This window comes from Clostridium ljungdahlii, from assembly GCF_001636845.1.
Classification (GTDB): domain Bacteria; phylum Bacillota; class Clostridia; order Clostridiales; family Clostridiaceae; genus Clostridium_B; species Clostridium_B ljungdahlii_A.
In genome coordinates this window covers 274,484-299,074 of the sequence record NZ_LITT01000023.1, presented here as the reverse complement: position 1 = coordinate 299,074, position 24,591 = coordinate 274,484, and the positions used below count along the sequence as shown (strand labels likewise).

Below are 24,591 nucleotides of genomic sequence, written 5' to 3'. Positions count from 1 at the left end.
TAACAATTATTGTACTATATGAACTTTTATGAGAAACTATTCTTAATTATAGTAGAAAAAATACCATTTATGCTAATTATATCACCTATAAAATTAAAAAGAAACAGCCTAAGCAGAAAATTTATGTAATTTTTTAATTTTTATGTATTATTTTTACAAAGAATAATAATATCTTCCTACATACGAAATTAACTCACAATTAAAGAAGTCAGTTCCATCTTCCGCCAAGTGGAACTGACTTCCTTTTTCATTTAAATTTTAAATTTCTGAACTAATTCGTTTAGGCTCTGAGCTATTTCTGCTTGATTTTGTGCTGTAATAGCTATCTGGTTTACAGCTTTTACATTTTCCTCAATGCTCTGCTGTATTGAATTTGAACTTTCTGAAGATCTTTGTGCACTAGATGCTACACTTTGTGCTGTTTCATTTACCTGTCCTATAATAGCAGTAAGTTGCTCAGACATAGCAGCTATTTCTTCCGACATCTTACTTACAAATTCAGAATCATCATAATATTGCTTTCCCATATTACCAAATGCTTTAAATTCTGGATTTACCTTTTCATTGATAAATGCCAATACCTGCTGGCCACTTGCAGAAAGATTTTTAAATGCATCCTGTACTTTTACAATAGTCTCTTGAATGCCTGCAACTGATTCCGCAGATTGTTCCGCAAGTTCCCTTACTTCTTCTGCCACTACTGCAAAACCTTTTCCATGCTCACCTGCACTGGCTGCCTCTATGGCTGCATTAAGTGCAAGTAAATTGGTTTGATCCGCTATTCCTGCAATAGCATCTGCCATTTCTATTATTTGTTCTACTACTTTCCCATCTTCAATGGCTTTTATCATATTCTCTCTCTTTTGCTTATATAATTCCTGTGTTGTTTCTATAGCTGTTTTTCCTTTACTTTGTACAGCAACAGCATTTTTTTTGGATTCATTTGCTTTACCACTTCCATCTACAGCTTTTGCAGACAATTCATTTACACTTGAATCTACTTCTTCTACAGATGCAGTTATCTCCTCAAATGCCGCACTTGTTTCCTGTATATTTCCTACTACAACTTTTACTGAGTTATCCATATCTTCAGACTTTGCTGAAAGCTGCTCTGCAGTTGCAGACAATTCTTCACTAGAACTGCTCATTTCATCAGAACTTGACATAATTGTTCTAATTAAATCAGTTATATTCTTTTGACCTTTGTTAAGTTCCAAGGCAGCTTCTCCTAATTCATCTTTTCTGGACATTTCTATAGGTGAAGAAAAATCAAATTCAGCAAATTCATTTGCAAATTTCTTAATTTTTAAAATTGGTTTATTAATATCTTTTGCAACAATAAATCCAAGTAAAATAGAACAAATCATACTTATAATGATTCCAATAACCATCATACTAAAGGAAGACTTATACTGACTAATACTGTCTTCATAATCAGTTTCAGCGGTTTTCGTATTTAAATCCATATCTTTATTAAGTATTGTAATCATTTTCACTCTATAAGTTTCAGACTCAGTGAATTGCTCCTTTGCAGCTTCATAATTTCCTTCTTGAGCCAAATTAATAACATTTTCACGAGAAGTTCTCCAATCTACTAAGTATTGCTCAAATTGACTAAACAACTGTCTATCTTGTGCATTTACAATAGTAGCCTTATAACTTGATTCAAGCTGATTATTTTGATTTTTCAAACTACTAATTTCACTTGTTACGCTTTTTAAGTCATTCTTGCTTTTAGGGTCAATAATAATAAGCATATCTCCCCTAATGGCCATTAAATTTGTTTTTAATTCTTGAAGAATGTTTGTCCCCTTTAAATCTACATTATATATATTGTTTAAGTTTCCGTTTACTTTTCCCATCTTGACAATAGCGATCATTCCAACTATTCCTGTAAATACTGATACGATGATAAATGATGTCAGCAATTTTCTCAAAATTTTTATATTTGAAAACCATTTCATGTAATAATCCTCCCATTTATATGATGAATACTGATATTATTTATCTAATTATATCATAATATATCGAAATATATCGAAATTTTTGCATTAAGTTTATATTAATATAATGGAGTTGTAATTGTTTTGTTTCCTTTATTTCATGTTAATTGTACACTTCTTAATTTTAACCATTTAACTTACAAATAAAAGAGCCTACGGTACTTTTGACAGCAGCCGCAGGCTTTTCTAATTTGTTAATTACTTACTATTTAATTGACGAAAGACTTTTGGTTCCTCTTTTTGAACAACGCTGTGGAATCTTCCATAAGTAAAGTACACTACTATACCTATAACAAGCCATACGCAAAATCCTATCCAGGTTACTGCACGCATTGATACTAAAAGAGCCAGACAACACAATATAGTTACTATAGGCGTAAAGGGTACTCCCGGACATTTAAATCTTCTTTCAATTTCTGGCATAGCTTTTCTAAGATATATAACTCCAGCAGACACAAGCATAAAGCTTAATAAGGTACCTATACTTACAAATTCCATAATAATATCAAGAGGTAAAAAGCCTGCTATAGCAGCAGCTATACTACCTGCTATTATTGTAGCAATGTATGGAGTTTTATGGGTTCTATGTATCTTGCAAAAAGCCTCAGGAATTAATCCATCTCTAGACATAGCCATAAATACCCTAACTTGTCCATATAAAACAGCAATCATGGTGGAAATCATTCCAAGAATGGCCCCAACTCCTACAAGAGCTGATCCCCAGTTTATTCGGATTCTTTGAAGTGCAGCAGGCAGAGCATTTTCTGAAATTATATCTTTATAAGGTACAATTCCCGTAAGCACCGCTGCTACTGAAACGTAAAGGAAACAAACAACCATAAGACATAGTATAATTCCTCTTGATACACCTTTTTTAGGATCTTCTGCTTCTTCTGCAGATGTAGCAATTGCATCAAATCCTAAAAAAGAGAAAAACACTGTACTTGCTCCTGTAAAAACGCCTTTCCAACTATAAGGCATAAAAGGTTTATAATTAGCTATATGTATATGTGATACTCCTAAAATAATAAAAAGAAGTATTATAAATATTTTCACACCAACAATAATATCATTTACTTTTGCGCTTTCACTCATTCCATAACATAGAAGCGCTGTTAAAATTAATATTATAAGAACAGCCGGCAAATCTATTATCCCACCTTTAGATGGAGATGCACTAATTGCCTGGGGAAGTGTAATTCCCACAGATTGCAAAATACCCCTAAAAGTTCCAGACCATCCAGATGCAACTGCACTAGCTGCAACTGAATATTCAGCAGTTAAACACCATCCAATAATCATTGCAACAAATTCTCCGAATGCTATATAAGCATAAGAATAGGTACTTCCTGCTACTGGAAACATAGTTACAAGTTCACAGTAGCACAGACCGCATAGGCAAGCCACTATACCAGCTAAAATAAATGAGACTATAATCGCAGGTCCGGCTGCATGGGCTCCCTCTCCGGTTGCTACAAAAATTCCAACTCCTACAACAGCCCCAATTCCAAGTGCTGCTATATCTCTCGCCTTAAGATTTCTCTTTAAATCTGTTTTTTTTACACTATCCATCAATTGATCAATAGGTTTCTTTTTTAAGATATTCATAAATTTCCACATCCTTGTGCATTTAAAATGCAATGTAAATAGGTATTAATTTTTAATTATGCGCTGTGGGAACTCTCGTCCAAATTTTCATTTTGAACAACACTATGAGTTCTTCCATAAGTAAAGTAAAATACTATACCTATAGCAAGCCATACACAAAATCCTATCCAGGTTATTGCACGCATTGATGCCAAAAGTACAAGACAGCACAATACAGTTATTACAGGTGTAAAAGGCACTCCTGGACATTTAAACTTTCTTTCTATATCAGGCATTGCCTTTCTCAAATAAATAACGCCTATTGATACCACTACAAAACTCAGCAATGTACCTATACTCAAAAACTCTACAATAATATCAAGAGGTAATAGTCCAGCTATTATAGCAGCTATAATACCTGTCAATATGGTAGAAATATACGGAGTTTTATGTACGCTGTGAATTTTTGAAAATGCTTTAGGAAGTAATCCATCTCTAGACATAACCATAAATATTCTAATCTGACCATAAAGCATAGCTATCATAGTGGAAATCATTCCAAGAATAGCTCCAACGCCTACAAGTGCCGATCCCCAGTTAATGCCAACCCTTGCAAGTGCAGCAGGTACAGCATTTTCTGAAACTATTTTATTAAATGGAACCATTCCAGTAAGTACAACTGCAACGGAAATATAAAGTATACTAACTACTATAAGACACATTATAATTCCGCGTGATACATCTTTTTTAGGGTTTCTAGCTTCCTCTGCTGCAGTTGAAATAGAATCAAATCCTATATATGAGAAAAACACTGTACTTGCCCCCGTAAAAACCCCTTTCCATCCAAAAGGCATAAAAGGTACATAATTAGATGGCTTTATATGAGATACTCCAAGGAAAATAAATAAGAGTATTACAAATACTTTCACACCAACGATAATATTATTAACTTTTGCACTTTCCTGCATTCCATAGTACAAAAGACAAGCTAATACTAGTATTATAAAAACAGCTGGCAAATCTATTATTCCGCCCTTAGCTGGAGATGCACTAATGGCATGAGGCAGTGTAACCCCTGCATTTTGCAAAATACCTCTAAAAGTTCCAGACCACCCAGACGCAACTGCACTAACTGCAACTAAATATTCAGCAGTTAAACACCATCCAATAACCATTGCCACAAATTCTCCAAATGCTATATAAGCATAAGAATAGGTACTTCCTGCTACCGGAAACATGGTAGCAAGCTCACAATAACATAAGCCACAAAGACAAGCTACTATTCCACATAAGAAAAATGAAAGTATGATTCCTGGACCAGCTGCATGAGCTCCCTCACCAGTTGCTACAAAAATTCCTACTCCAACAACAGCCCCAATTCCCAAAGCCGCTATATCTGTTGCTTTAAGATTCTTCTTTAACCCTGTTTTTCTTACACTATCTTTAAGTTGTTCAAGCGACTTTTTCTTAAAAATGTTCATAAAATGCCCCCCTTATTAATGTTTAAAGTATAAATTTCATTTATTTTTATGAAATACATAAAAATATGCCATATTGCAAAAGGGCATGCAGTTGGTGTAATTACTCAAACCTACATGCCCTTGCATAATTTATACATTATTCATTATACCTTATAAAATTCCTACTTTCAATATAAAATGCATATTATTACAATAAATCATTCATTTTAAAAACAATTTATTTTAAATTAATACAAAATTTTATTCATATTTATTTAAAATACATTATAAAAAATCATTTTAAATATAAAGGATTGCAGTTAATCAATTTTAACTGCAATCTCTCTCATTTTCTACTTATCTTTAATATATTTTATCCATTTCAAACCTTTTCCTTCTTCTTCCAATATCTGTATAAACTTGCCTAGAAGTCCCATCTTTTTTAGTTTCCTAGAAAAGGACTTAGGATAGGGTATATATTCTTCATAACTTTTTCTCGGGTCTATCATCATGAGCGTACCATCTTCTTGAACAAATAGGTGTGGAAATCTAACTTCTAATTTTGTAAATCCTAGTTTTTTCATATGATCAACTAAATCTACTACCTTTAGTACAAAGGATCTGTTCAATCCATATTTCTTTATATAATCATACACATTTATTCCACCTACATATTCTCTTATCATATAATGATCTCCCAATTTATAAGCCTTGGGAAAATGTGGACTTCCTTCTACGGATTTTAATATATCAAATTCAGCTTTGCAGCTAGTTGAGCTTTTAAATATTTTAAGGACTTTTCCATTTGGCATAAGATAAACTCTGCCGCTGTGGCCTTGTCCTAAATATTTACAATCTTTTAATTCAATATCATGGAATTTAGAATGAGAATATTCTTTTTTCAAAATAACACCTCCTTTGTTTTTATGTAGCATAAAAACAAAGGGCTTCAACTACGAATTAAAAGTTTGTATACTATATAGTATTAAAAATATTCAATTCTGCTACATCATTTCTATCATGCTTTCTCAAGATTTTTTGGTGTCTCAGGTTCATAAGCTTCTGGAACTGCCTTTATCATAAAAATTGCAGTTACAAGAGAAAATGTTAGTACTATGGTAAAAAGTATATAATAGTAAGGAAATTTATCTAAAACAAAGCCATATATAATTGCCCCTAAAGGGATAGCCCCCTGACAGAATATACCTAATATTGCAAAAAACCTTGAACGCATTTCATTTGGAACCATCTTTTGTAAATTTACACTCATAGGAGTATTGATTCCTGAATTAGATAACCCTATTAAAAATGTTACAATGCCCAAAATTACAAATAATTTCAAGTCGTGTCCTCCAAAATATTTTACTGAAGCTGGATGTAAGGAATATACCCATCATAATTCCAGAATGAGTTATGTCCAATATATACAGCGGTATTGCTACTTGTTGTATTCCTGTACCAATATAAGACATAAACCTTCCTAACATATAAAATAGTAAATTTTTATTATTTTTCATTTCTATCGCCTACTTAATTAATATAATATTTAAAATATTATGAATTTTCTTTATACAATTATGGCAACATAGCTGCCATCTTTGGATTTTACCTCAACAAGTTTTAATCCTCTGTATTCTTTTAAAATATCCATACATTTTGAAAGTTTCTTAAAATCAATCATATTTACATATCTTTTATCTTTCTCAGGAATATACTTTTGTATAAAGGAAGATCCTGCAATAGAAAGTCCAAACTTTACAAGTGCTATAGGACATGGTATTACAAATCTAATTTTACCTGACTTGATGTGAACTCTCATAAGTTTTCTCCTTTACTCTATGCTAACTTCCACTATGTCACCATTTGCACTTTTTACATCTACTATCTTTCCTGAAAGTCCATTGTTTATTGCATCTGCAATAACACTCAAATCCAAATTTTCCATACATTTTGCACTTTCTGGTATAGGAATTTTTCCTATAGTTTTAAGCATGGTTTTTACAAATCTAATAGGTAAATTCACATTTACATTATCTCCATCATGAGAAATAACTTTTATTTTAAGCATTTTATTTATAATATCAGCATCACTTGAAGCATTGCTGCAAACGTCCAGAGAAGTATTTTTATCGTTTAGCGCTTCAATAAGTTCCTGAGCTTTGTCAGAGGTAATTTTTCCTTCTTCCACCATCTTCAAAATCTTTGATATTTCCTCATTCATTTTTTATTTCTCCTTTTCAATATATTTATTCATTCAACATTTTAATAGCCTGATCTGCAGTTATTTCACCTTTATCAAGCATATCTACTACTTTCTTTTTATCCACAGTGTTGGTTTTTGTAACATTATATCCAAGTGCTGTTATGACCTCATCTAGTTTTGCCCTCACAGTAGGGTAGGATATTCCAAGTTCTTTTTCCACATCCTTTATGTTCCCTCTGTTTTTTAAGAAAACTTCTATAAATTTCAGTTGGCTGTCTGTAAGATATTCAAACTTTGACATTTCAAAATCATTTTCAATTACGGTATTACATTTAGGACATTTTATCTTTGAAATTAAAAGTTTAGAAGAACAAACAGGACATTTGCTAATAATTTTATATGTCAAATTACCACTCTCCTTTTCCATGTCTATAATATACTACCATAGATTAAATAAATCAATATTAATATTAAATATATTAATATTGATTTATTTATATATTAATATTATTAAGTTTTATATTTGTAAAATTAAATTATAAGCTTTCTAACTTAGAAATTAACTTATTTGCTGCAGGCAATCCATCTGATGCAAGGAGTCAAGCTTTAAGTTTAGTATTCGGAGTAAAGCACGCTTTTACAATTGAAACTTTCGTTCTTGTTATTGCCCTAATTTTATCTTTATTTATAGCAAATAATGCTATTAATAAAAAATCTAAAAGCAGCAGAGCCTGATAGCTTTATATAAGGAACATCACATGTTTTCGGCAATTTGCAAAATTTCAAATAACTTTTTGCAGTTGACATCCGTCTGTATTCCATTGCTATCCCAATGACTTTTGCATCCGCAATAATCAAGGATAACACATTGTGGGACAAGGTTTAAGTTTCTAGCCTTTAGCCCACCTTCTATTAGGTTGAGTACGCAAGCCACGCCTACAACACCCACATCTCCATATTTAATATTTTTTGCATTTGAAAAGGCATCAGTTTCGTGGGGAACAATTAGAACCTGAAAGTTATGGGATTTGCCCAGTTTCGTAAACCCATTTACCCTGCAGCTTTTAGAACAATTTCCACACAAGAAACCATCTTTGGCCTTTTTTCTCTTGCATACCCCTTCCGGTTTTAAGCAAATGCAAGCAGGAAGAAGTACTTTTCTTTCCTTTGTCTTAACAAATAACTTTCTAAATGCCTTGCTTAATATCTCTGCTCCCACCATATTTAGATGGTACTCAACTTCCTTCCTACCACATAAAACATTATCCTCTCTTATTCCATAGTACCTATAGTTGGTGTTTAAAAATTTCTGTACATTTGGAGTATATACTCCAAGTACCTCCATAGATCTTTTTTCAAACCACAGTGATATTTTAAAGGCACACTTGTTTACTTTTATAATATATTCTTCACTGCTATTTTTTAAAAACAGCAGCCATGTGTTCATTCTCCTGCATTCATACTTGAATTCCCCTGAAGCAGTCAGCCAAAGTAGTAATTTTTCAAAGTTACTTTCATCATAAGACACAGAAGAAGGCTCTGCTTCTTTCTTTAAAAGATATTTACAGGCAAGCCTTCCCCTTAAATTGTCGGCACTTCTCCTTAAAAATTTTGATTTTGTTCTCAAATTAAATAGAAATTTTAAAACATTCAAGGACAGTCTATCAGCCTTTAAAGCTTGTGCTATATAGGTTCTCCATAAAACTCCAATGATTAAGAATTCAAGTTCATATTCTTCTCTACTCCTAAGTTCTTCTATGCTATTATTCTTAATAAAATTTATAAAATCTTCGATTATGTTATTTGCTTCGATTTCAATTTTTTCCATGACTTCATTTGAGAAATTTGATATACGCTTGTAGTATTCATTTGAATTTTTAGATTTATCTCTAAGAAAATAGGTTATACAATTTTCCATAATATTCTCCTATTTAATCATATTTGAATTTTTATTATATAACTATATTATCAATTTTATCAACGAGAAGTTATATTATCAACTTTGGCACATATAAAATTTTGACTTAATATAAAAATTTTGCGAAGCATTCTTTAGAGGACAGAGGACAGTGAAGGTAAGTTTTCTTCCTTATGTCAGAAAACTAATTTATTTTTTAGACTTGTTTTAATAATGCAAAAAAGCTTCAAATTTATATAAGCCAACAATATTTCGCTTTAGCGAAATAAGTCATTAAAAATTTAATTAAAGATTTTTCGTAGTGCAGCGGAGAAAAATCATCCTTCACTGTCCTCTGTCAATTGTCCTCTGTCCTCTCAAAAATATTGCGACGTAATATTTTTAAACTGCGAAAGTTGAGTTATGTTTCAAAGAAGTTGACAATTGATAGTGGAAAATTGAAAATTTATGTCAATATTCCCATCTATTTAATATGGATATACTCTGGAAATACTGTTAGAATAGCAAACATAGACAAGCCTAAATCTCAGGAATGAGATGTGGGGGATAATTATTTTTTTGGGGTGAATCTTTTTTACTAAAAAGTAGGGGTATCCCAATCCCGAACCCGTCAACTAACCTCGCAGGCAAAATTAAGGGGGATCTATATTTATGAATTTTAAAAAAATCAGGACAATGTTATTTGCCGCATTTCTGTGTGCATTATCTTTTACCCAAGTACATGCAGCTAGTTACACTGTAAAACCTGGTGACTCCCTATTTAAAATAGGGGTATTATTTAAAACAAATGCAACTACAATTACTAATGATAATGGTTTGAGTGGAAATAGCATATATCCAGGTCAGGCTCTATATGTTAATTCAAAGACCTATACTGTACAAGCCTCCGACACACTTTACTTGATAGCAAAAAAATTTGGCATATCTGTTAACACTTTAATTGCTGCCAATAGTAATGTAAGCAGTTATATCTACCCTGGACAAGTACTAAATATTCCTGCAGGTTATGTTTTTAATGGGACAACATCTCCAAAATATATAATTTCCTGTACAGATAGTGAGGTAGACTTGCTCGCAAGACTTGTAACTGCTGAAGCAGAAAGCGAACCTTATACAGCTAAAGTAGCCGTAGCTGCTTCAGTTATAAATAGAGTTCAAAGTCCTCAGTTTCCATCTACACTAAAAGGTGTAATATACCAAGTATCCAATGGATATTATCAATTTACTCCAGTATTAAATGGATGGATAAACAAACCTGCTTCTGATAGTTCTAGAAAGGCTACTTTAGAAGCATTATATGGTTCTGATCCAACAAAAGGGGCTATTTATTATTTTGATGATTCCACTACAAATAGTTGGCTCTGGTCAAAGCCTATTGCTTTAAGAGTTGGGAAACTGGTATTCACATATTAGAATTTCTAGATTGAAAGTTGACATATACCAGTTCATATGCTGACAAATTTCATCATACTAAAAACTTTTTATAAGTCTAAAGTTCGGTATTTTGAAAATCTAAAGAAGCTTATATAAACTCGTACCTCAGACATATATAAGCTTCTAAGATTTTCTAAAATACCTCACTAAGACTTATAAAAAAAGTTTTTAAGTGTGCTTCAATTTTGTCAGCATTATTTTCGGGTATAAGTTCAAATTTCAAACTAGGATACCTTATAGATAGTTAACTCTACAATTAAACTTATCCAAATTGCCAACTTGATTTAAATGCTAAAGTTATAAATCCATCCGAGATTTATAATAAGCAATTTTAAGTAATTATAGATTTAACTTTAAACTTTATGATCTATAATATAAATGGTAAAATTTAAAACCCAATTAGCAATTTAGAAGGACTAAGTTCTAGAATTAACGATTTACATATAGCTTTTAACTAAAAAATAAGCTTATGCGTAGGAGTATTATTCACAGCATAAGTTTATTTTTATTTAGGAGCTATATTTAAAGGTACTTCTTTGCAAGTTTATCAAAACTGTCTAAAGATTTCTCTATTTTATCATAAGAAATACAATAAGAAAGTCTAAAGTAACCAGGACATTTAAAGGATGAACCTGGAACTATTAGTAGGTTAAATTTCTTTGCTTCCTTTGCAAATTCAACGTCATCAGCAATTAATGACTTAGGGAATAAATAAAAGGCACCTTCAGGCTTAACACAAGAAAATCCTATTTTAACAAGATGATTGTATAGTAAATCCCTATTCTTCTTATATATATTCATATCTACGCTTGAATCCAAACATTTTGCAATTACTCTTTGAAATAATGACGGTGCATTTACAAAACCTAAAATTCTATTTGCCACATTAAGGGCAGGCATCACATCTTCAAAATCATCCATATCACTACTGCAAACTACATATCCTATTCTTTCACCCGGAAGCGAAAGGGATTTGCTATAAGAATAGCCTACAATAGAATTTCTATAATAATTCAATATGTATGGAACCTTTACTCCATCATAAGCTATTTCTCTGTAGGGTTCATCTGAAATTAAGTATATACTGGTACTAAGTTGTTCCTGTTTCTTGTCCAAAAGCTGTGATAAATCTTTAATAAGCTTTTCCGAATAAATTATTCCTGTAGGATTATTTGGTGAATTTATGATTATTGCCTTTGTTTTAGCATTTATAGATTGCTCCAATGCATTTAAATCTGGCTCAAAAGTTTCTGTATTTGAAGGTACTATTACAAGCTTCCCTCCAAAATTATCTACATAATTCTCATACTCCCCAAAGAAGGGTGAAAATGTAATAACTTCATCTCCTGGATTCAAAAGAGTTTTGAAAATTATATTAAGTCCCCCTGCTGCACCACAGGTCATTACCAAATTATTTTCAGTAAGCTTCAAATTGTATTTTTTATTTATGTTTTCTGCAATTTTAGCCCTTACATCCTCATAACCTGAATTGCTCATATAACCATGAACCATATTTGGAGATTCCTCAGACATTATTTCATTTACAGCCTTTTTTATAGCCTCAGGTGGTTCTACATTTGGATTTCCCAAACTAAAGTCAAATACATTTTCTTCCCCATAAATTGAAGCTAGTCTCTTTCCTTCTTCAAACATAGCTCTTATTATAGAACTTTTAGATACATGCTCTTTCATTTTATTGGATATCATAGAAATTGCCCCCTTTTCTTCAATTGGTAATTATAGATTCCCCAAATTGAAAGTTAACTTATACAAAGTATGTAGTGACAAATTTCAGTTTCACATTTAAAATGCTTGTATAGAGCTTCAATTAGCCTACCATACTGAAATTCATTTATAATACACTTATATAAAATATTTTAACACATCAACTTGTAAATGTGAAACTTTAAGTAATTTCTAGTTTTAAAGTCAACTTATTCCAAAGTATATAATAATAATTTTCAATTAAAATCTCTCCTCTATAGATTATCTAACTTAAAAAACAACTTATACGCAGGCATATTTTTACAATAAACAAGTACATTTAAAAACTTTGTATATAAGTCTTAGTGGAAAATCTATAAAAAACTTAGAACTTTTGAATTGTATGAGGTACGAGTTTTCAAAAGTTCTCAGTATTTTTTTTAAATTTTTTACTTAGACTTATCAAAATATTTAACCGAGCTTGTGGTTGTAAAAAATATCCGAAGTATAAGGCTTTTTACTTAGAATTCCTATAAAGCTAATTGTTACTTTCCACTAGATACGGCAAAAGCTATAGTTACAATTATAATCACAATAATTCCTATATACACGGCCATTCCAAGTGGTCTGCCTGCATTTATCGTCCAGCCTATGCCAAACCTTTTTTCCACAAATAAGGATGGATCATTCTTATTATAATATATAGTATTGCCCAGTACCCAGCATTTATCATCGTCTTTATCTCCAAAATCAGGTTTGCCTTTTTCTTCACCATCATTTTTAAACTTTATATTACTTCCTCCCTGTCCAATCTTAAAAGCTAAAACTATACTGCTTAAAATTGTAACTAATGCAAAAGCTAATATTATAATATTCGAAAAAGTATTACTCACATTAAATACTCTAAATCTCTGAACAGTAGCAACGGTTAGTAAAAGATTGGTCATTACAGCAAAGATAACCATATACATGGACCAACTTCTTCTAAATATACTATTTTTCTTTATGGATGCTTCTGGATCTATAGAACTAATCTGCTGTTTTGACCATCCTATTCCCTTGTAGATTATAAAAAACATAAAAGTAGTAAAAATCTGAGTAATTGGCATTTCCCAAATTAGAAACCTGGATTTAAATTGATATCCTGTTACATTACCGGAAAAATCCCAGTGTGTAGGGACTTTATAAGGTAGAGAGTCATAATTCATATAGCCTAAAATTATATTTACTATAATAATAGCTGCAGGTATTAAGAAAAACCAAGCTGACACAAGCATATTGCTTTTGCTTCTAGAAAAACTAGTGTCTACAGTTACAACCTGTTTTTTGCCTTGAAACCATGACTTTTGTAATTTAAGATTTTTCATAGCCCTGTTTGATATAAGATATATTAGAAAAATTATAAATGTAAATGCAAAAGTAGTAAACAAAATCATACCTACATTTAAAAAACTATAATTTAACACACTAAATAAAATAATAAAGGGAATTCCTATAATTAAATTATTCTTTACAAATTTTGCTTCTATATACTTAATTTCATCTGAATCAATCTTATCTTCAGGAATTCTCACCCCAAAGACAATCTCCTTTCTCGTAAATTTAGGAGTTAACATATTAATTACAAGTATTATTACAAAAATAAAAAATAAATATATACACATAAACAAATTATCTTTCATTTAACTTCACCCACCTTATAATAACTCATTCATCTATTTTAATACATTTTTTAAATATATCAGAACACAGATTCAAAATATCCTCTATTTTTTTTCCCCTTAAATGAGCTTCACATATCAAGTAAGTAAATTCTTCCTTGAGTTTTTTGTCGAACTCCTCCGTACTTTCAGGAAATGTTCCACTTACTACAGCCCCTGTCCTCCTATCTACATTCAAGTAACCATCTGCTTTTAACGCATTATATGCTTTGTTTACTGTATGAAGATTTATTCCAATATCTTCTGCCAGTTGTCTTACAGAAGGAAGGCTCTCTCCTAATTTCAGATTACCAGAAGCTATTCCTTCTATTATCTGCCTCCTAAGCTGTTCATATATAGGCATTTCCGATTCAAAATCTATTTGTACTAACATGGCGTCCCTCCTTTTCTATTTGTTATATATAATATATAACAAATAGAAAACATGTGCAATAGTTTTTTTACATTTTTTTGTGGAGAATTAAGAGTTGAAAGTTATAGATGATTTTCCTATGCTAACACTATAGAAAATCTAAAATGCAGCACCATTGAAGCAAAGCTCAACTAAACAAATCATATACAAAAAAATAAAAGCTATTGTATAATACATTCTTGTTCATTACACAATAACCTTTTTAATTTATTACTAAAGAACAAATAACAAAGAATAAATAACAGATAATGATACTTTTCCTCCTAACGTCGGAAATATTAAAATTATAGATTTTCTGAGGTACGAAAGAAATCATCATTATTTGAACTTTGATATTTAAACTTTGAACTTTTTAAAAACATTTTAGTCTACAATTACTCCTAGTCCGTTACAATAATTACTTTACCAAACAAATAATCATTTGTTAAGCTTTTTATATATAAGATTTCCTATAGTTTGAAGTGCCTGTACAAAAATTATTAGTATTATTACAGTGTATACCATTATGTCAGTCTGAAATCTGTAATATCCATACTTTACTGCCACATCTCCAAGTCCACCTCCGCCTACTGTACCTGCCATAGCTGAGCATCCAACTACACTTATTACAGTAAGTGTTATACCAAGCACTATAGATGGAAGTGCTTCTTTAATCATAACTTTAAATATTATCTGCATATTACTTGCGCCAAAAGATTTTGCAGCTTCTATTATTCCCGGATCTATCTCTTTAAGTGAAGATTCAATTACTCTCGATGCAAAAGGTGCAGCTGCTATTGTAATAGGAACTATTGCTGCTGTAGTACCTATGGTTTTTCCGACAATAAGCTTTGTAAAAGGAAAGATTGCTATCATAAGTATTATAAAAGGAAATGATCTCAATAAATTTACTACTGCATCCAATATCTTGTAGACTACTTTATTAGGCTTTAATCCACCAGGTTCAGTTACAACTAGCAAAATAGCAGGTATGAATCCTATAATTACTGCAAGTATTGTAGAAACTATAACCATATAAAACGTTTGTCCAATAGCAGGAAGTAGTATTTCCTGAAATGTTTCACTAAATCCCATGTTTACTCTACCTCCCAGTTAACATTTTTTGAAGAAAGATAATTGCATATACCTTCCTTGTCTTTATCATTTACATTTATAACCAAGCTTCCTAAAACATCACTGCGGAATCTTTCAAGTTTTCCCCATACTATAGAAAATTTTATATTCAAATCTATAGCCATAGAGGTTATTAAATTGTCCTGGCTTATTTCCTTAGGAAAGAATATTCTTATGTTTATACCTTCATCTGGAAGTAAACTATCATTTCCAAGCAGCTTCTTTAGATTTTTCCCTGGTTTTAAAAATATTTCTTCTACATTTCCAGAAGTTTTGATTTCACCTTCATCAATAATGGCGATTTTACTGCATATTTCTTTTATAACTTCCATTTGATGGGTTACCACTACTATTGTTATTTTAAATTCATTGTTTATTTTTCTCAAAAGCTCAAGTATTGACTTGGTAGTATTTGGGTCAAGGGCAGATGTAGCTTCGTCACAAAGGAGTATACTTGGATTTAGTGCCAAGGCTCTTGCAATAGCTACTCTTTGTTTTTGCCCACCACTTAATTCAGATGGCATGCTCTTTGCTTTATCGCTAAGGCCTACTAAATTTAACAATTCCTTTACCCTTGTTTTTATTTTACTTTTTTCTAATCCCCAGACTTCAAGTGGAAGTGAGATATTATCATATACATTTTTTCTGTTTAATAAATTAAAATTTTGAAATATCATTCCCAAGTTTTTTCTAAAAGTCCTTATTTCTTTACCTTTTAAGTCCTTTACTTCTTTACCCATTACCTTTATGCTTCCTGTGTCATAGCTTTCAAGACCATTCAAACATCTTAAAAGTGTAGATTTTCCAGCACCGCTGTGACCAACTATTCCAAATATTTCACCTTCTTGTATATGAAGATTTATACTTTTCAGCACACTTTTATTGTTAAAACTTTTGCCTACATTATTAATATCTATCAATATTCTTTAACCTCCCATATCAATTTTAAGAAAAAATAAAAGCCCGAGAAAAATCTCAGACTTGGTTAACTCAAAATTTCTCTCATCTTTCAGCTTTCGCTGCAGGATTTAGCACCATTATACACATAATGTACTGGTTGCTGGATTTCATAGGGCCCGTTCCCTCAATCACTCTTGATAAGTTCAAGATTTATATTTAATTTATGCTTTTAATTATAGCCGTGACCATTTATTATGTCAATACATCCTATCTAAAAATGTTATAATTGTCTTAACTCAAAAACTCTGGAGGAATAACTATGAACAAAAATATAGACATTTTAGTAGTAGAAGATGATACAGATATAAATAAGTTATTATGCAGAATACTAGAAAAAAACAATTATAATGTACGTGGGGCATTTTCAGGTACTGAAGCTGAAATGTGCATTGAAAAATATGACTTTCAGCTAGTTTTACTTGACTTGATGCTTCCTGGCATTACAGGCGAAAAGCTTATAGAAAAAATACGAAAGGTTAAAACTATGCCTGTCATTGTAATATCTGCAAAAACAGCTCAAGAAACAAAAATTGAAGTCTTAAAACTAGGCGCAGATGATTTCATATCAAAACCTTTCGATGTAGAAGAAGTGCTGGCAAGAGTTTGTTCCCAACTTAGAAGATATATGATATTTTCAAACTCAAATGAAAAACAAAACATATTAACCTATAAGAATATGACCTTAGATCGGGAAAATCACAAAGTTTTTATAAATTCTCAGGAGGTGATATTAACTATAAGGGAATTTTGTATATTAGAACTTCTAATGTCTTACCCTAAAAAAGTATTTACAAAAACTAATTTATTTGAACATGTATGGAAAGATAAATTTATAAGCGATGATAACACCATAAATGTGCATATGAGCAACCTTCGCTCTAAAATGGCCAATATTGATCCGGACACAGAATACATACATACCGTTTGGGGAATAGGTTTTAAGATGAAAGATTAAACTTAATGATTTCTTAAGTTTTTCTTTAGTGTATCTTGCTGATTTTGTTTTAATATAAAATCAACAAGAAAACGGAGGTTGATATCATGAATAATTTAGTGCTTCATACAAAAAATCTTACTAAAAAATACAAAAACCACAAGGCACTTGATAATGTAAATATTAAAATAAGTAAAGGTGACATATACGGTCTTGTAGGCAGAAATGGCGCTGGCAAGACAACCCTTATGAGAATAATAACAGGTCTTTCTTTGCAAGATAACGGTGAAATAGAATTATTTTCAAAAACCAGTAAAGACGAATTAAACAAAGAGCGAATGAGAACAGGGTGCATAATAGAAACACCCAGCTTTTTTCCTTATCTCTCAGGCAAAAAAAATCTTGAATACTATAGAATCCAAAAAGGAATTCCTGAAAAAGACTGTGTGGATAAAATGCTTAATACAGTAGGCCTTTCAGATGCAGGTAATAAAAAATTCAAACATTATTCTCTTGGCATGAAGCAGCGTCTTGGCCTGGCCCTAGCTTTAATTGCAAGTCCAGATTTTTTAATTTTAGACGAACCTATAAATGGTCTTGATCCTGTTGGTATAGTGATGTTCAGAGATATATTAAAAAAATTAAATAGAGAAAAAAATACAACTATATTAATTTCGAGCCACATTTTAGGGGAACTTTCTCAGCTTGCCACCACTTATGGCTTTATAGATAATGGGAAACTCATAGAACAAATTTCCGCAAATGACTTAGAGGAAAAATGCAGAGAATATTTGTCGGTAAAAGTAGACGATGCAGCTCATGCTTCTCTTATACTTGAAAAGAATTTAAACTGTACTTCCTATCAAGTGCTTCCTGAGAACGAAATTAAGATTTTTAAATACCTGGATAAGCCTGAAATGGTAAGTGAAGCTTTTATAAAAAATGGCATTAAAGTATATTCCATAAGTAAGACATCTGCAAATCTAGAAAATTATTTCATGGATTTAATTGGAGGTGGCATCAATGCTTAATTATATAAAAGCTGAACTTTACAAAGGTTTAAATAGACCTTTTTATAAAATTACCATATTAGTCTTAGCTTTACTATCAATGATCGCAAATGCACTATTTGCAGGCCCTAGGGTCACAGCTTTGGAATCTATGTATATGGCTATGAGCTGCCTTCCTGCAGTAGTTTTTCTAGTTATGATGTATATTGATGTCACAGAAGAATTAAAGGATAAAACCTTAAGAAATGTAATGGTTTCAGGCTTATCAAGAAAAAAACTATATATTTCAAAAGTAATTATTCCTATAATTATGTCTTTTATAACCTGCTTATTGGTATTAATTTTTTTTGTAGGAAGCACCTTTTTATTTCTTAAACCCGGAAATTTAAGCCCTGCAATTTTAATAAACTTATCATTAAGGATTTTATGCGCCATACCGCTTTATATAGCTGCAATTAGTTTTGGTGTATTCCTCAGCTTTATTTTAAAAAATCAATATGCATTTGCCTATACTTATGCAGCTATATTTGCTTTAATGGGCAATTTTATAAAATTGCTTTGTGCACTTGTATCCAATAAATTTTATGGAATTTACAACCTTTTAATTACTACTAACATAAGTGCACTAACTCCAATAAAAAATCCAAACTTAACTTCACTGCAAATGCTCCACTCTGCAGGACTGGGATTTGCATATACTATTATTTTTACTATAATAGGTATTATAATATTTAGAAAGATGGAAATAAAGTGATCCTTAGACTCAGGTGGAATTTGCTTAAGAGGATGAGAACTATCGTATAAAATAAGTTGAAAGGGTGATATTTATGTACTTGTTTATCATAATTTTATTAGGAATTTTAGCAGGTATAAGTATCACCCTGCTTTTTCTTACAAGAAGTGAAATCAAACATATAACTGGAAACTTGAAAAAAATAAACGACATAGATACAAATCAAAAAGTTACATTGTCCTTTCAAAACCGCAGTCTTCGAAATTTAGCCCGGGAAATAAATAGAAATATAGACAAAAAGCAGCAGACAGAAGTAAAGTACAAACATATGGATATGGAACTCAGGCAAGCTATAGCAAATATTTCCCATGACCTGCGTACTCCTCTTACCTCCATTATAGGATATATTCAACTTATAAAAAGTGATAACCTATCAAAGGATGAAAAAAATGAATATATGGACATCATACTAAACCGTGCAAAATCTTTAAAAATGCTTATAGCAGGTTTTTTTGACCTATCAAGACTTGAAGCTAATGAATATGCTTTTGAATTAGAATCTATCTCACTTTCAAATATACTCTGTGAACTAATAGCATCTTTTTACAACGATTTTACAAGCAAGGGAGTTGAACCTTTAATTGAAATTGATGAAAGCGCACCTGGAATTATAGGAGATGAAAATGCAATAAGACGTGTATTTTCAAATCTCATCCAAAATGCTTTAAAACACGGTGACAAGTTTATTTCCGTATCTCTAAAAAAAGATGGAAATTGCATTGTAACTACATTTGCAAATAACGCTAATAACTTAAAACCAGACGATATAGATCACCTATTTGAAAGATTTTTTACAGGAGATCGGACGAGAACAGGCAAAAACACTGGATTGGGTCTTGCCATAACAAAAGCTTTAGTTGAACAGATGGGACACAGCATTACTGCTAATTTTAAAGACAACAAACTAAGTATCATTATAAAGTGGAAAATTTCTTAATTTAAATCTGATGTAAGGGGACTCGCACCCTTCCAATAAATCCTTATATTCTACATTACTTTGAGAATTTTATTCACAAAATTTATATTTTTTTAAGCCTATTTTAAGTTTCATGAGCCAGAATATATTTAACTTCTAAGAGAGGGGAGTAAAATAATGGCAATGTTTCTAAAAAAGAATTTATTTAAGATAGGTCTTATTTTTCTAATATTACTATCCGTATTTCTTTGTATTTACAGTATAAAAAATTACAAATCAAATAATATTACATCCAAAACCAACGTACAGAAATTTAGTGATAATAAAACTTACAGAAATATGACTGGTCCAGAAAATGATGCTAAATTTTCAAATGGAAGCAGATACGGTCAAAAAAAGGACATTCAAAAACGTCCAAATAGTAATATGAATTTTGGCAGAGCTAGCAATAAGAGGTCTGAAAATGATACGCATCAAATGCCTGGTGGAGATATGAGAGGAGGCTTTTCATCTACAAAAAGCAAATATGCTCCTTTTTTAACCTTATATTTAATAGCATTTTTAATTTTATGTGCTGGAGCTTTCTACTTTATAACTCGTAAAAATTTAAAAATAAATAAAAACAATACAAAAATACTGATTTTTTCATTATTGTGTATAGGATTATTTTTAAGAATTTCATTATCTACAGTTATGGAAGGCTATGGCGGCGATATAAATTTATTTAGAGATTGGGCATCAACTGCAGCAAATAACTTTTCTCAATTTTATACAAATGCAAGATCTGGTGACTATCCACCTTTATATATGTATGTACTATTTTTAATTGGTAAGATTGCAAGTATAAGTTCAATTAATCCATATTACACCTTACTTTTAAAGCTTCCATCAATTATAGCTGATGTAGTTACAGCTTACTTTATATATAAAATAGCCAAAAAGTATTTATCACTAGAGTTTAGTATTCTCCTTAGTGCATTTTACATCTTTAACCCAGTTACTTTTATAGACTCTGCGCTTTGGGGACAAGTAGATTCTTTCTTTACACTAATAATAGTACTGTCACTGTTTTTGTTATCGGAAGGAAAGACAATCCTGTCATCTATAGCTTTTACCTGCGCAGTGCTTATGAAACCTCAGGGAATTATATTTTTGCCGGTACTATTATTTGAACTAGTACGGGAACGAAATCCAAAAACATTTGTAAAGTCAATAGTTTCTGGTATCATCACAGCTTTAGTTATAATACTACCTTTTTCCTACAACCAAAATGCCCTGTGGATATTTAAATTATATTCAAAAACCATATCAGAGTACCCTTATGCTTCTGTAAATGGATTTAACTTTTTTAATTTAATTGGAGCAAATTACAAAAAGAATTCAGAAGTGTTTTTTATATTTAACTATCAGATTTGGGGAATGATTGCAATTACTGCAATTACTTTATCTTGCTGGTACTTATATGCAAAGAATAAAAACAGGATGTTTGTCTTTGCTGCAGCACTCGTTCAAATTTCAGGTGTTTTCACATTTTCCACAGGAATGCATGAAAGATACTTGTTTCCAGCTGCTGCCTTATCAGTTATAAGCTTTATATACCTAAAAGATAAAAGACTATTAACCCTAGCAGTAGGATATACTATAACAGTTTACACTAATATTTATTATATTTTGTTTAGTGGTTCAAGAGGAATGAGTTCAGATTCTCACAGTTTAATAACAGGCGGTATTTCTTTTCTGAATATAATTTTGTTTATATATCTTATGAAAATATTAATAGATTTAATGTTGAAGATGGAAGGACGTGTAAATCATGAAAATTAAAAAAGCAATAATTCCTGCTGCAGGACTAGGTACAAGATTTCTTCCTGCTACAAAAGCTCAACCTAAAGAAATGCTGCCTATAGTAGATAAACCAACAATTCAATATATAGTTGAAGAAGCTGTATCTTCTGGAATTGAAGAAATATTAATAATAACTGGCAAAAACAAGAAATCTATTGAGGATCATTTTGACAGGTCCGTAGAGCTTGAAGATCAACTTAAAAAGGATAATAAAACCACTTTATTAAAGTTAGTTCAAAATATATCCAACATGGTAAATATATATTATACAAGACAAAAGGAACCTAAGGGATTAGGTCATGCTATAAGTCTTGCTAAAAATTTTGTAGAAGATGAACCTTTTGCAGTTATGTTAGGTGATGATATAGTTGACAGCAAAACACCCTGTCTCAAGCAACTTATAGATTGCTATAATAACTATAATACTTCTATTTTAGGTGTTCAACCTGTAAAGGAAGAAGCTATATCAAAATACGGTATTATAAGTGGCATTGAAGTTGAAAAGGGAATTTTTAAAGTCAAAGATATGGTAGAAAAACCAACAGCCCAGAAAACTCCTTCAAACATTGCTATTCTAGGAAGATATATTATAACCCCAAAAATATTTGAAATGCTTGAAAAGACCAAGCCAGATAAAAAAGGAGAAATACAGCTAACAGATGCCCTAAAAGAGCTTGTAAAAACTGAAGCAATATATGGATATTGTTTTGAAGGTCAAAGATATGATGCAGGAGATAAATTTGGTTTTCTTCAGGCAAATATACACTATGCACTGAAAAATAATGCCTTAAAAGGTGAGCTTTTAGAATACTTATCCACAATTAAAACTGCTCTGTAGGAAAGTTCTAAGTAGAAATTTCAAGTCATACCAAAATATGCTGACAAATTTCATGACACTAAAATTGATAAAAACATTATACCTAAGAATTGGTCCTTTCAAAAGTGGCAATGAGGTAAAAACAAAAATTGAGTTACTAATAATCTATTGATATGTGCAAATTTGTCTTAATTTTCAAGCTGTAAAGTTTAGTTTCTAACTTAAAAATAAACTTATGCGTAGAAATATTTTACAATAAACAAACACATTTAAATATTTCGCATATAAGTCTTAGTAAAAAATTTTAGAAAAACTTAGACCTTTTGAATTGTCTGAGGTACGAGTTTTCAAAAGGTTTTAGGTTTTCAAAATTTTTTGGTTAGACTTATCAAAATATTTAACGTATTTGTGTTTGTAAAAATATTCGGAGCATAAGTTTATTTTTTGCTTAGAAACTCTACACTCTAGGCTTCAAATGTGCTGAATGCCTCTAAGAATTTATCAATATCTTCTTCAGTATGCTTCACATTTAAAAATATAGCTTCAAATTGAGAAGGTGCAATATATATGCCTTTACTTATCATATGCTGAAAATATTTTGCAAAAAGAGCAGTATCACATTTTTTAGCATCTTCATAATTTCTAACTTTTGAATCTTTAGTAAAGAATATAGCAAACATTGCTCCGCACCTATTTACTACAACATTTATGCCTTTCTTTTTTGCTATGTCCTTTATACCCTGTTCCAATTTTGCACCCAATTTTTCAAGATGTGCATAGTATTCAGGATTGTCGTGCATTTTCTTTAAAGTTGCAATTCCTGCAGCCATTACAAGAGGATTTCCGGACATTGTTCCTGCCTGATAGACAGGTCCCATTGGTGAAAGTTTTTCCATTATTTCTTTTCTTCCCCCATAAGCCCCACAAGGAAGACCTCCACCTATAATTTTTGCAAAAGTAGTTATATCCGGTTTTATTCCATAAATGCTCTGGGCTCCTTTATAGGCTACCCTAAATCCACTCATTACTTCATCAAAAATAAGCAAGCTTCCATTTTTATCACAAATACTGCGAAGTCCTTTTAAGAAATTGGCATCTCCAGGAATTACGCCCATGTTTCCTGCTACTGGTTCTACTATAATTGCTGCAATGTCTTTACCATGCTTCTCAAAAATCTTCTCCACGTTAGAGAGATCATTATACCTAGCTATTAAAGTATTTTTTACACTGTCCCCAGGAACTCCAGCACTTCCTGGAATTCCTTCTGTCATGACTCCAGAACCTGCTTCTACTAAAAAATCATCAAAATGGCCATGATAGCAGCCTGCAAATTTTATTATTTTATTTCTTCCAGTATATCCTCTAGCAAGCTTTACTGCACTCATAGTTGCTTCTGTTCCTGAATTTACCATTCTAAGCATTTCTACATTATCTAAAGTGGTACATACATATTTTGCAAGCTCCAATTCAAGCTCTGTAGTAGCACCAAAAGATATAGCATTCTCGCTTGTATCCTTTATAGCCTTTACCACATCATCATCACAGTGTCCTAAAATCATAGGCCCCCAGGAGCATACAAAATCTATGTATTTGTTACCATCCTCATCATAGATATAAGCTCCTTTTCCCTTCTTTATAACAGGTGGATTCAAAGGCACATCTTTAAATGCTCTAACAGGACTATTTACTCCTCCTGGCATGTATGATTTGGATTCATTAAATATATCATCATTTCTCATTAAGTTTTACATCTCCATTTCT

22 protein-coding genes and 2 riboswitches are annotated in these 24,591 nt (G+C 31.2%); of the genes, 7 read left to right on the top strand and 15 right to left on the bottom strand.

The window, feature by feature from the left end:
- Positions 1 to 251 precede the first annotated feature (251 nt).
- The 9 genes from WY13_RS11055 to WY13_RS11015 form a co-directional block, all read right to left on the bottom strand.
- The gene (locus WY13_RS11055; protein WP_063555712.1) at positions 252 to 1,964 is read right to left on the bottom strand and encodes a methyl-accepting chemotaxis protein; all 1,713 of its coding nucleotides are present in this window, start codon (positions 1,962 to 1,964) and stop codon (positions 252 to 254) included.
- A 237-nt stretch (positions 1,965 to 2,201) separates the two neighbouring features.
- A complete protein-coding gene (locus WY13_RS11050; RefSeq protein WP_063555711.1) occupies positions 2,202 to 3,611 on the bottom strand; it encodes an amino acid permease in 1,410 nt (469 codons plus the stop codon).
- A gap of 56 nt (positions 3,612 to 3,667) precedes the next feature.
- Complete coding sequence (locus WY13_RS11045; RefSeq protein ID WP_063555710.1) at positions 3,668 to 5,071, bottom strand: amino acid permease; 1,404 nt, start codon at positions 5,069 to 5,071, stop codon at positions 3,668 to 3,670.
- Positions 5,072 to 5,403: 332 nt separating this feature from the next.
- On the bottom strand, positions 5,404 to 5,955 hold the full coding sequence (locus WY13_RS11040; protein WP_063555709.1) for a hypothetical protein: 552 nt from the start codon (positions 5,953 to 5,955) through the stop codon (positions 5,404 to 5,406).
- A 113-nt stretch (positions 5,956 to 6,068) separates the two neighbouring features.
- Positions 6,069 to 6,392, bottom strand: a complete 324-nt coding sequence (locus WY13_RS11035; RefSeq protein ID WP_063555708.1) for an MFS transporter — start codon at positions 6,390 to 6,392, stop codon at positions 6,069 to 6,071.
- A gap of 225 nt (positions 6,393 to 6,617) precedes the next feature.
- Positions 6,618 to 6,869: a hypothetical protein gene (locus tag WY13_RS11030; protein WP_063555707.1), complete on the bottom strand. Its 252-nt coding sequence runs from the start codon at positions 6,867 to 6,869 to the stop codon at positions 6,618 to 6,620.
- Between the two features lie 12 nt (positions 6,870 to 6,881).
- Entirely contained in the window at positions 6,882 to 7,271 is a 390-nt protein-coding gene (locus WY13_RS11025) for an SHOCT-like domain-containing protein (protein ID WP_063555706.1), read from the bottom strand.
- Between the two features lie 25 nt (positions 7,272 to 7,296).
- A complete protein-coding gene (locus WY13_RS11020; protein WP_063555705.1) occupies positions 7,297 to 7,659 on the bottom strand; it encodes a DUF2089 domain-containing protein in 363 nt (120 codons plus the stop codon).
- Positions 7,660 to 8,007: 348 nt separating this feature from the next.
- Positions 8,008 to 9,171, bottom strand: a complete 1,164-nt coding sequence (locus tag WY13_RS11015) for a DUF116 domain-containing protein (RefSeq protein WP_063555704.1) — start codon at positions 9,169 to 9,171, stop codon at positions 8,008 to 8,010.
- 506 nt (positions 9,172 to 9,677) lie between these two features.
- A riboswitch (cyclic di-AMP (ydaO/yuaA leader) is annotated at positions 9,678 to 9,815 on the top strand.
- A 7-nt stretch (positions 9,816 to 9,822) separates the two neighbouring features.
- Here WY13_RS11015 and WY13_RS11010 point away from each other — a divergent pair.
- Entirely contained in the window at positions 9,823 to 10,584 is a 762-nt protein-coding gene (locus WY13_RS11010; RefSeq protein ID WP_063555703.1) for a LysM peptidoglycan-binding domain-containing protein, read from the top strand.
- Between the two features lie 543 nt (positions 10,585 to 11,127).
- Here the strand turns inward: WY13_RS11010 and WY13_RS11005 are convergent.
- From WY13_RS11005 to WY13_RS10985, 5 genes are all read right to left on the bottom strand, one after another.
- Positions 11,128 to 12,312, bottom strand: coding sequence for a pyridoxal phosphate-dependent aminotransferase (locus WY13_RS11005; protein WP_063555702.1), 1,185 nt, complete (start codon positions 12,310 to 12,312; stop codon positions 11,128 to 11,130).
- A gap of 542 nt (positions 12,313 to 12,854) precedes the next feature.
- Complete coding sequence (locus WY13_RS11000; protein WP_063555701.1) at positions 12,855 to 13,991, bottom strand: DUF1648 domain-containing protein; 1,137 nt, start codon at positions 13,989 to 13,991, stop codon at positions 12,855 to 12,857.
- Positions 13,992 to 14,016: 25 nt separating this feature from the next.
- A complete protein-coding gene (locus WY13_RS10995; protein WP_063555700.1) occupies positions 14,017 to 14,403 on the bottom strand; it encodes a GntR family transcriptional regulator in 387 nt (128 codons plus the stop codon).
- Between the two features lie 456 nt (positions 14,404 to 14,859).
- Positions 14,860 to 15,516 (bottom strand): methionine ABC transporter permease, encoded by a 657-nt coding sequence (locus WY13_RS10990; RefSeq protein WP_063555699.1) that lies wholly within the window; start codon positions 15,514 to 15,516, stop codon positions 14,860 to 14,862.
- Positions 15,517 to 15,518: 2 nt separating this feature from the next.
- Entirely contained in the window at positions 15,519 to 16,475 is a 957-nt protein-coding gene (locus WY13_RS10985; RefSeq protein ID WP_063555698.1) for a methionine ABC transporter ATP-binding protein, read from the bottom strand.
- Positions 16,476 to 16,554: 79 nt separating this feature from the next.
- Positions 16,555 to 16,659, bottom strand: a riboswitch (SAM riboswitch).
- Between the two features lie 115 nt (positions 16,660 to 16,774).
- On the opposite strand from WY13_RS10985, the gene WY13_RS10980 reads away from it, so the two are divergent.
- The 6 genes from WY13_RS10980 to galU all read left to right on the top strand — a co-directional run bounded on the left by WY13_RS10980 (position 16,775) and on the right by galU (position 22,851).
- On the top strand, positions 16,775 to 17,470 hold the full coding sequence (locus tag WY13_RS10980; protein WP_063555697.1) for a response regulator transcription factor: 696 nt from the start codon (positions 16,775 to 16,777) through the stop codon (positions 17,468 to 17,470).
- An 86-nt stretch (positions 17,471 to 17,556) separates the two neighbouring features.
- Positions 17,557 to 18,480 (top strand): ATP-binding cassette domain-containing protein, encoded by a 924-nt coding sequence (locus WY13_RS10975; protein ID WP_063555696.1) that lies wholly within the window; start codon positions 17,557 to 17,559, stop codon positions 18,478 to 18,480.
- Complete coding sequence (locus tag WY13_RS10970; RefSeq protein ID WP_063555695.1) at positions 18,473 to 19,213, top strand: ABC transporter permease subunit; 741 nt, start codon at positions 18,473 to 18,475, stop codon at positions 19,211 to 19,213. Before WY13_RS10975 ends, WY13_RS10970 begins: the two co-directional genes overlap by 8 nt.
- 73 nt (positions 19,214 to 19,286) lie before the next feature.
- Positions 19,287 to 20,189, top strand: coding sequence for a sensor histidine kinase (locus WY13_RS10965; protein WP_063555694.1), 903 nt, complete (start codon positions 19,287 to 19,289; stop codon positions 20,187 to 20,189).
- 153 nt (positions 20,190 to 20,342) lie between these two features.
- Positions 20,343 to 21,992, top strand: a complete 1,650-nt coding sequence (locus WY13_RS10960) for a glycosyltransferase 87 family protein (protein WP_063555693.1) — start codon at positions 20,343 to 20,345, stop codon at positions 21,990 to 21,992.
- Positions 21,982 to 22,851 carry a UTP--glucose-1-phosphate uridylyltransferase GalU gene (galU, locus tag WY13_RS10955; RefSeq protein WP_063555692.1) on the top strand — a complete coding sequence of 290 codons (870 nt, stop codon included), beginning with the start codon at positions 21,982 to 21,984 and terminating at the stop codon, positions 22,849 to 22,851. Before WY13_RS10960 ends, galU begins: the two co-directional genes overlap by 11 nt.
- Positions 22,852 to 23,294: 443 nt before the next feature.
- On the opposite strand, the gene hemL is transcribed toward galU, so the two are convergent.
- On the bottom strand, positions 23,295 to 24,569 hold the full coding sequence (hemL, locus tag WY13_RS10950; protein WP_063555691.1) for a glutamate-1-semialdehyde 2,1-aminomutase: 1,275 nt from the start codon (positions 24,567 to 24,569) through the stop codon (positions 23,295 to 23,297).
- Positions 24,570 to 24,591: the final 22 nt, after the last annotated feature.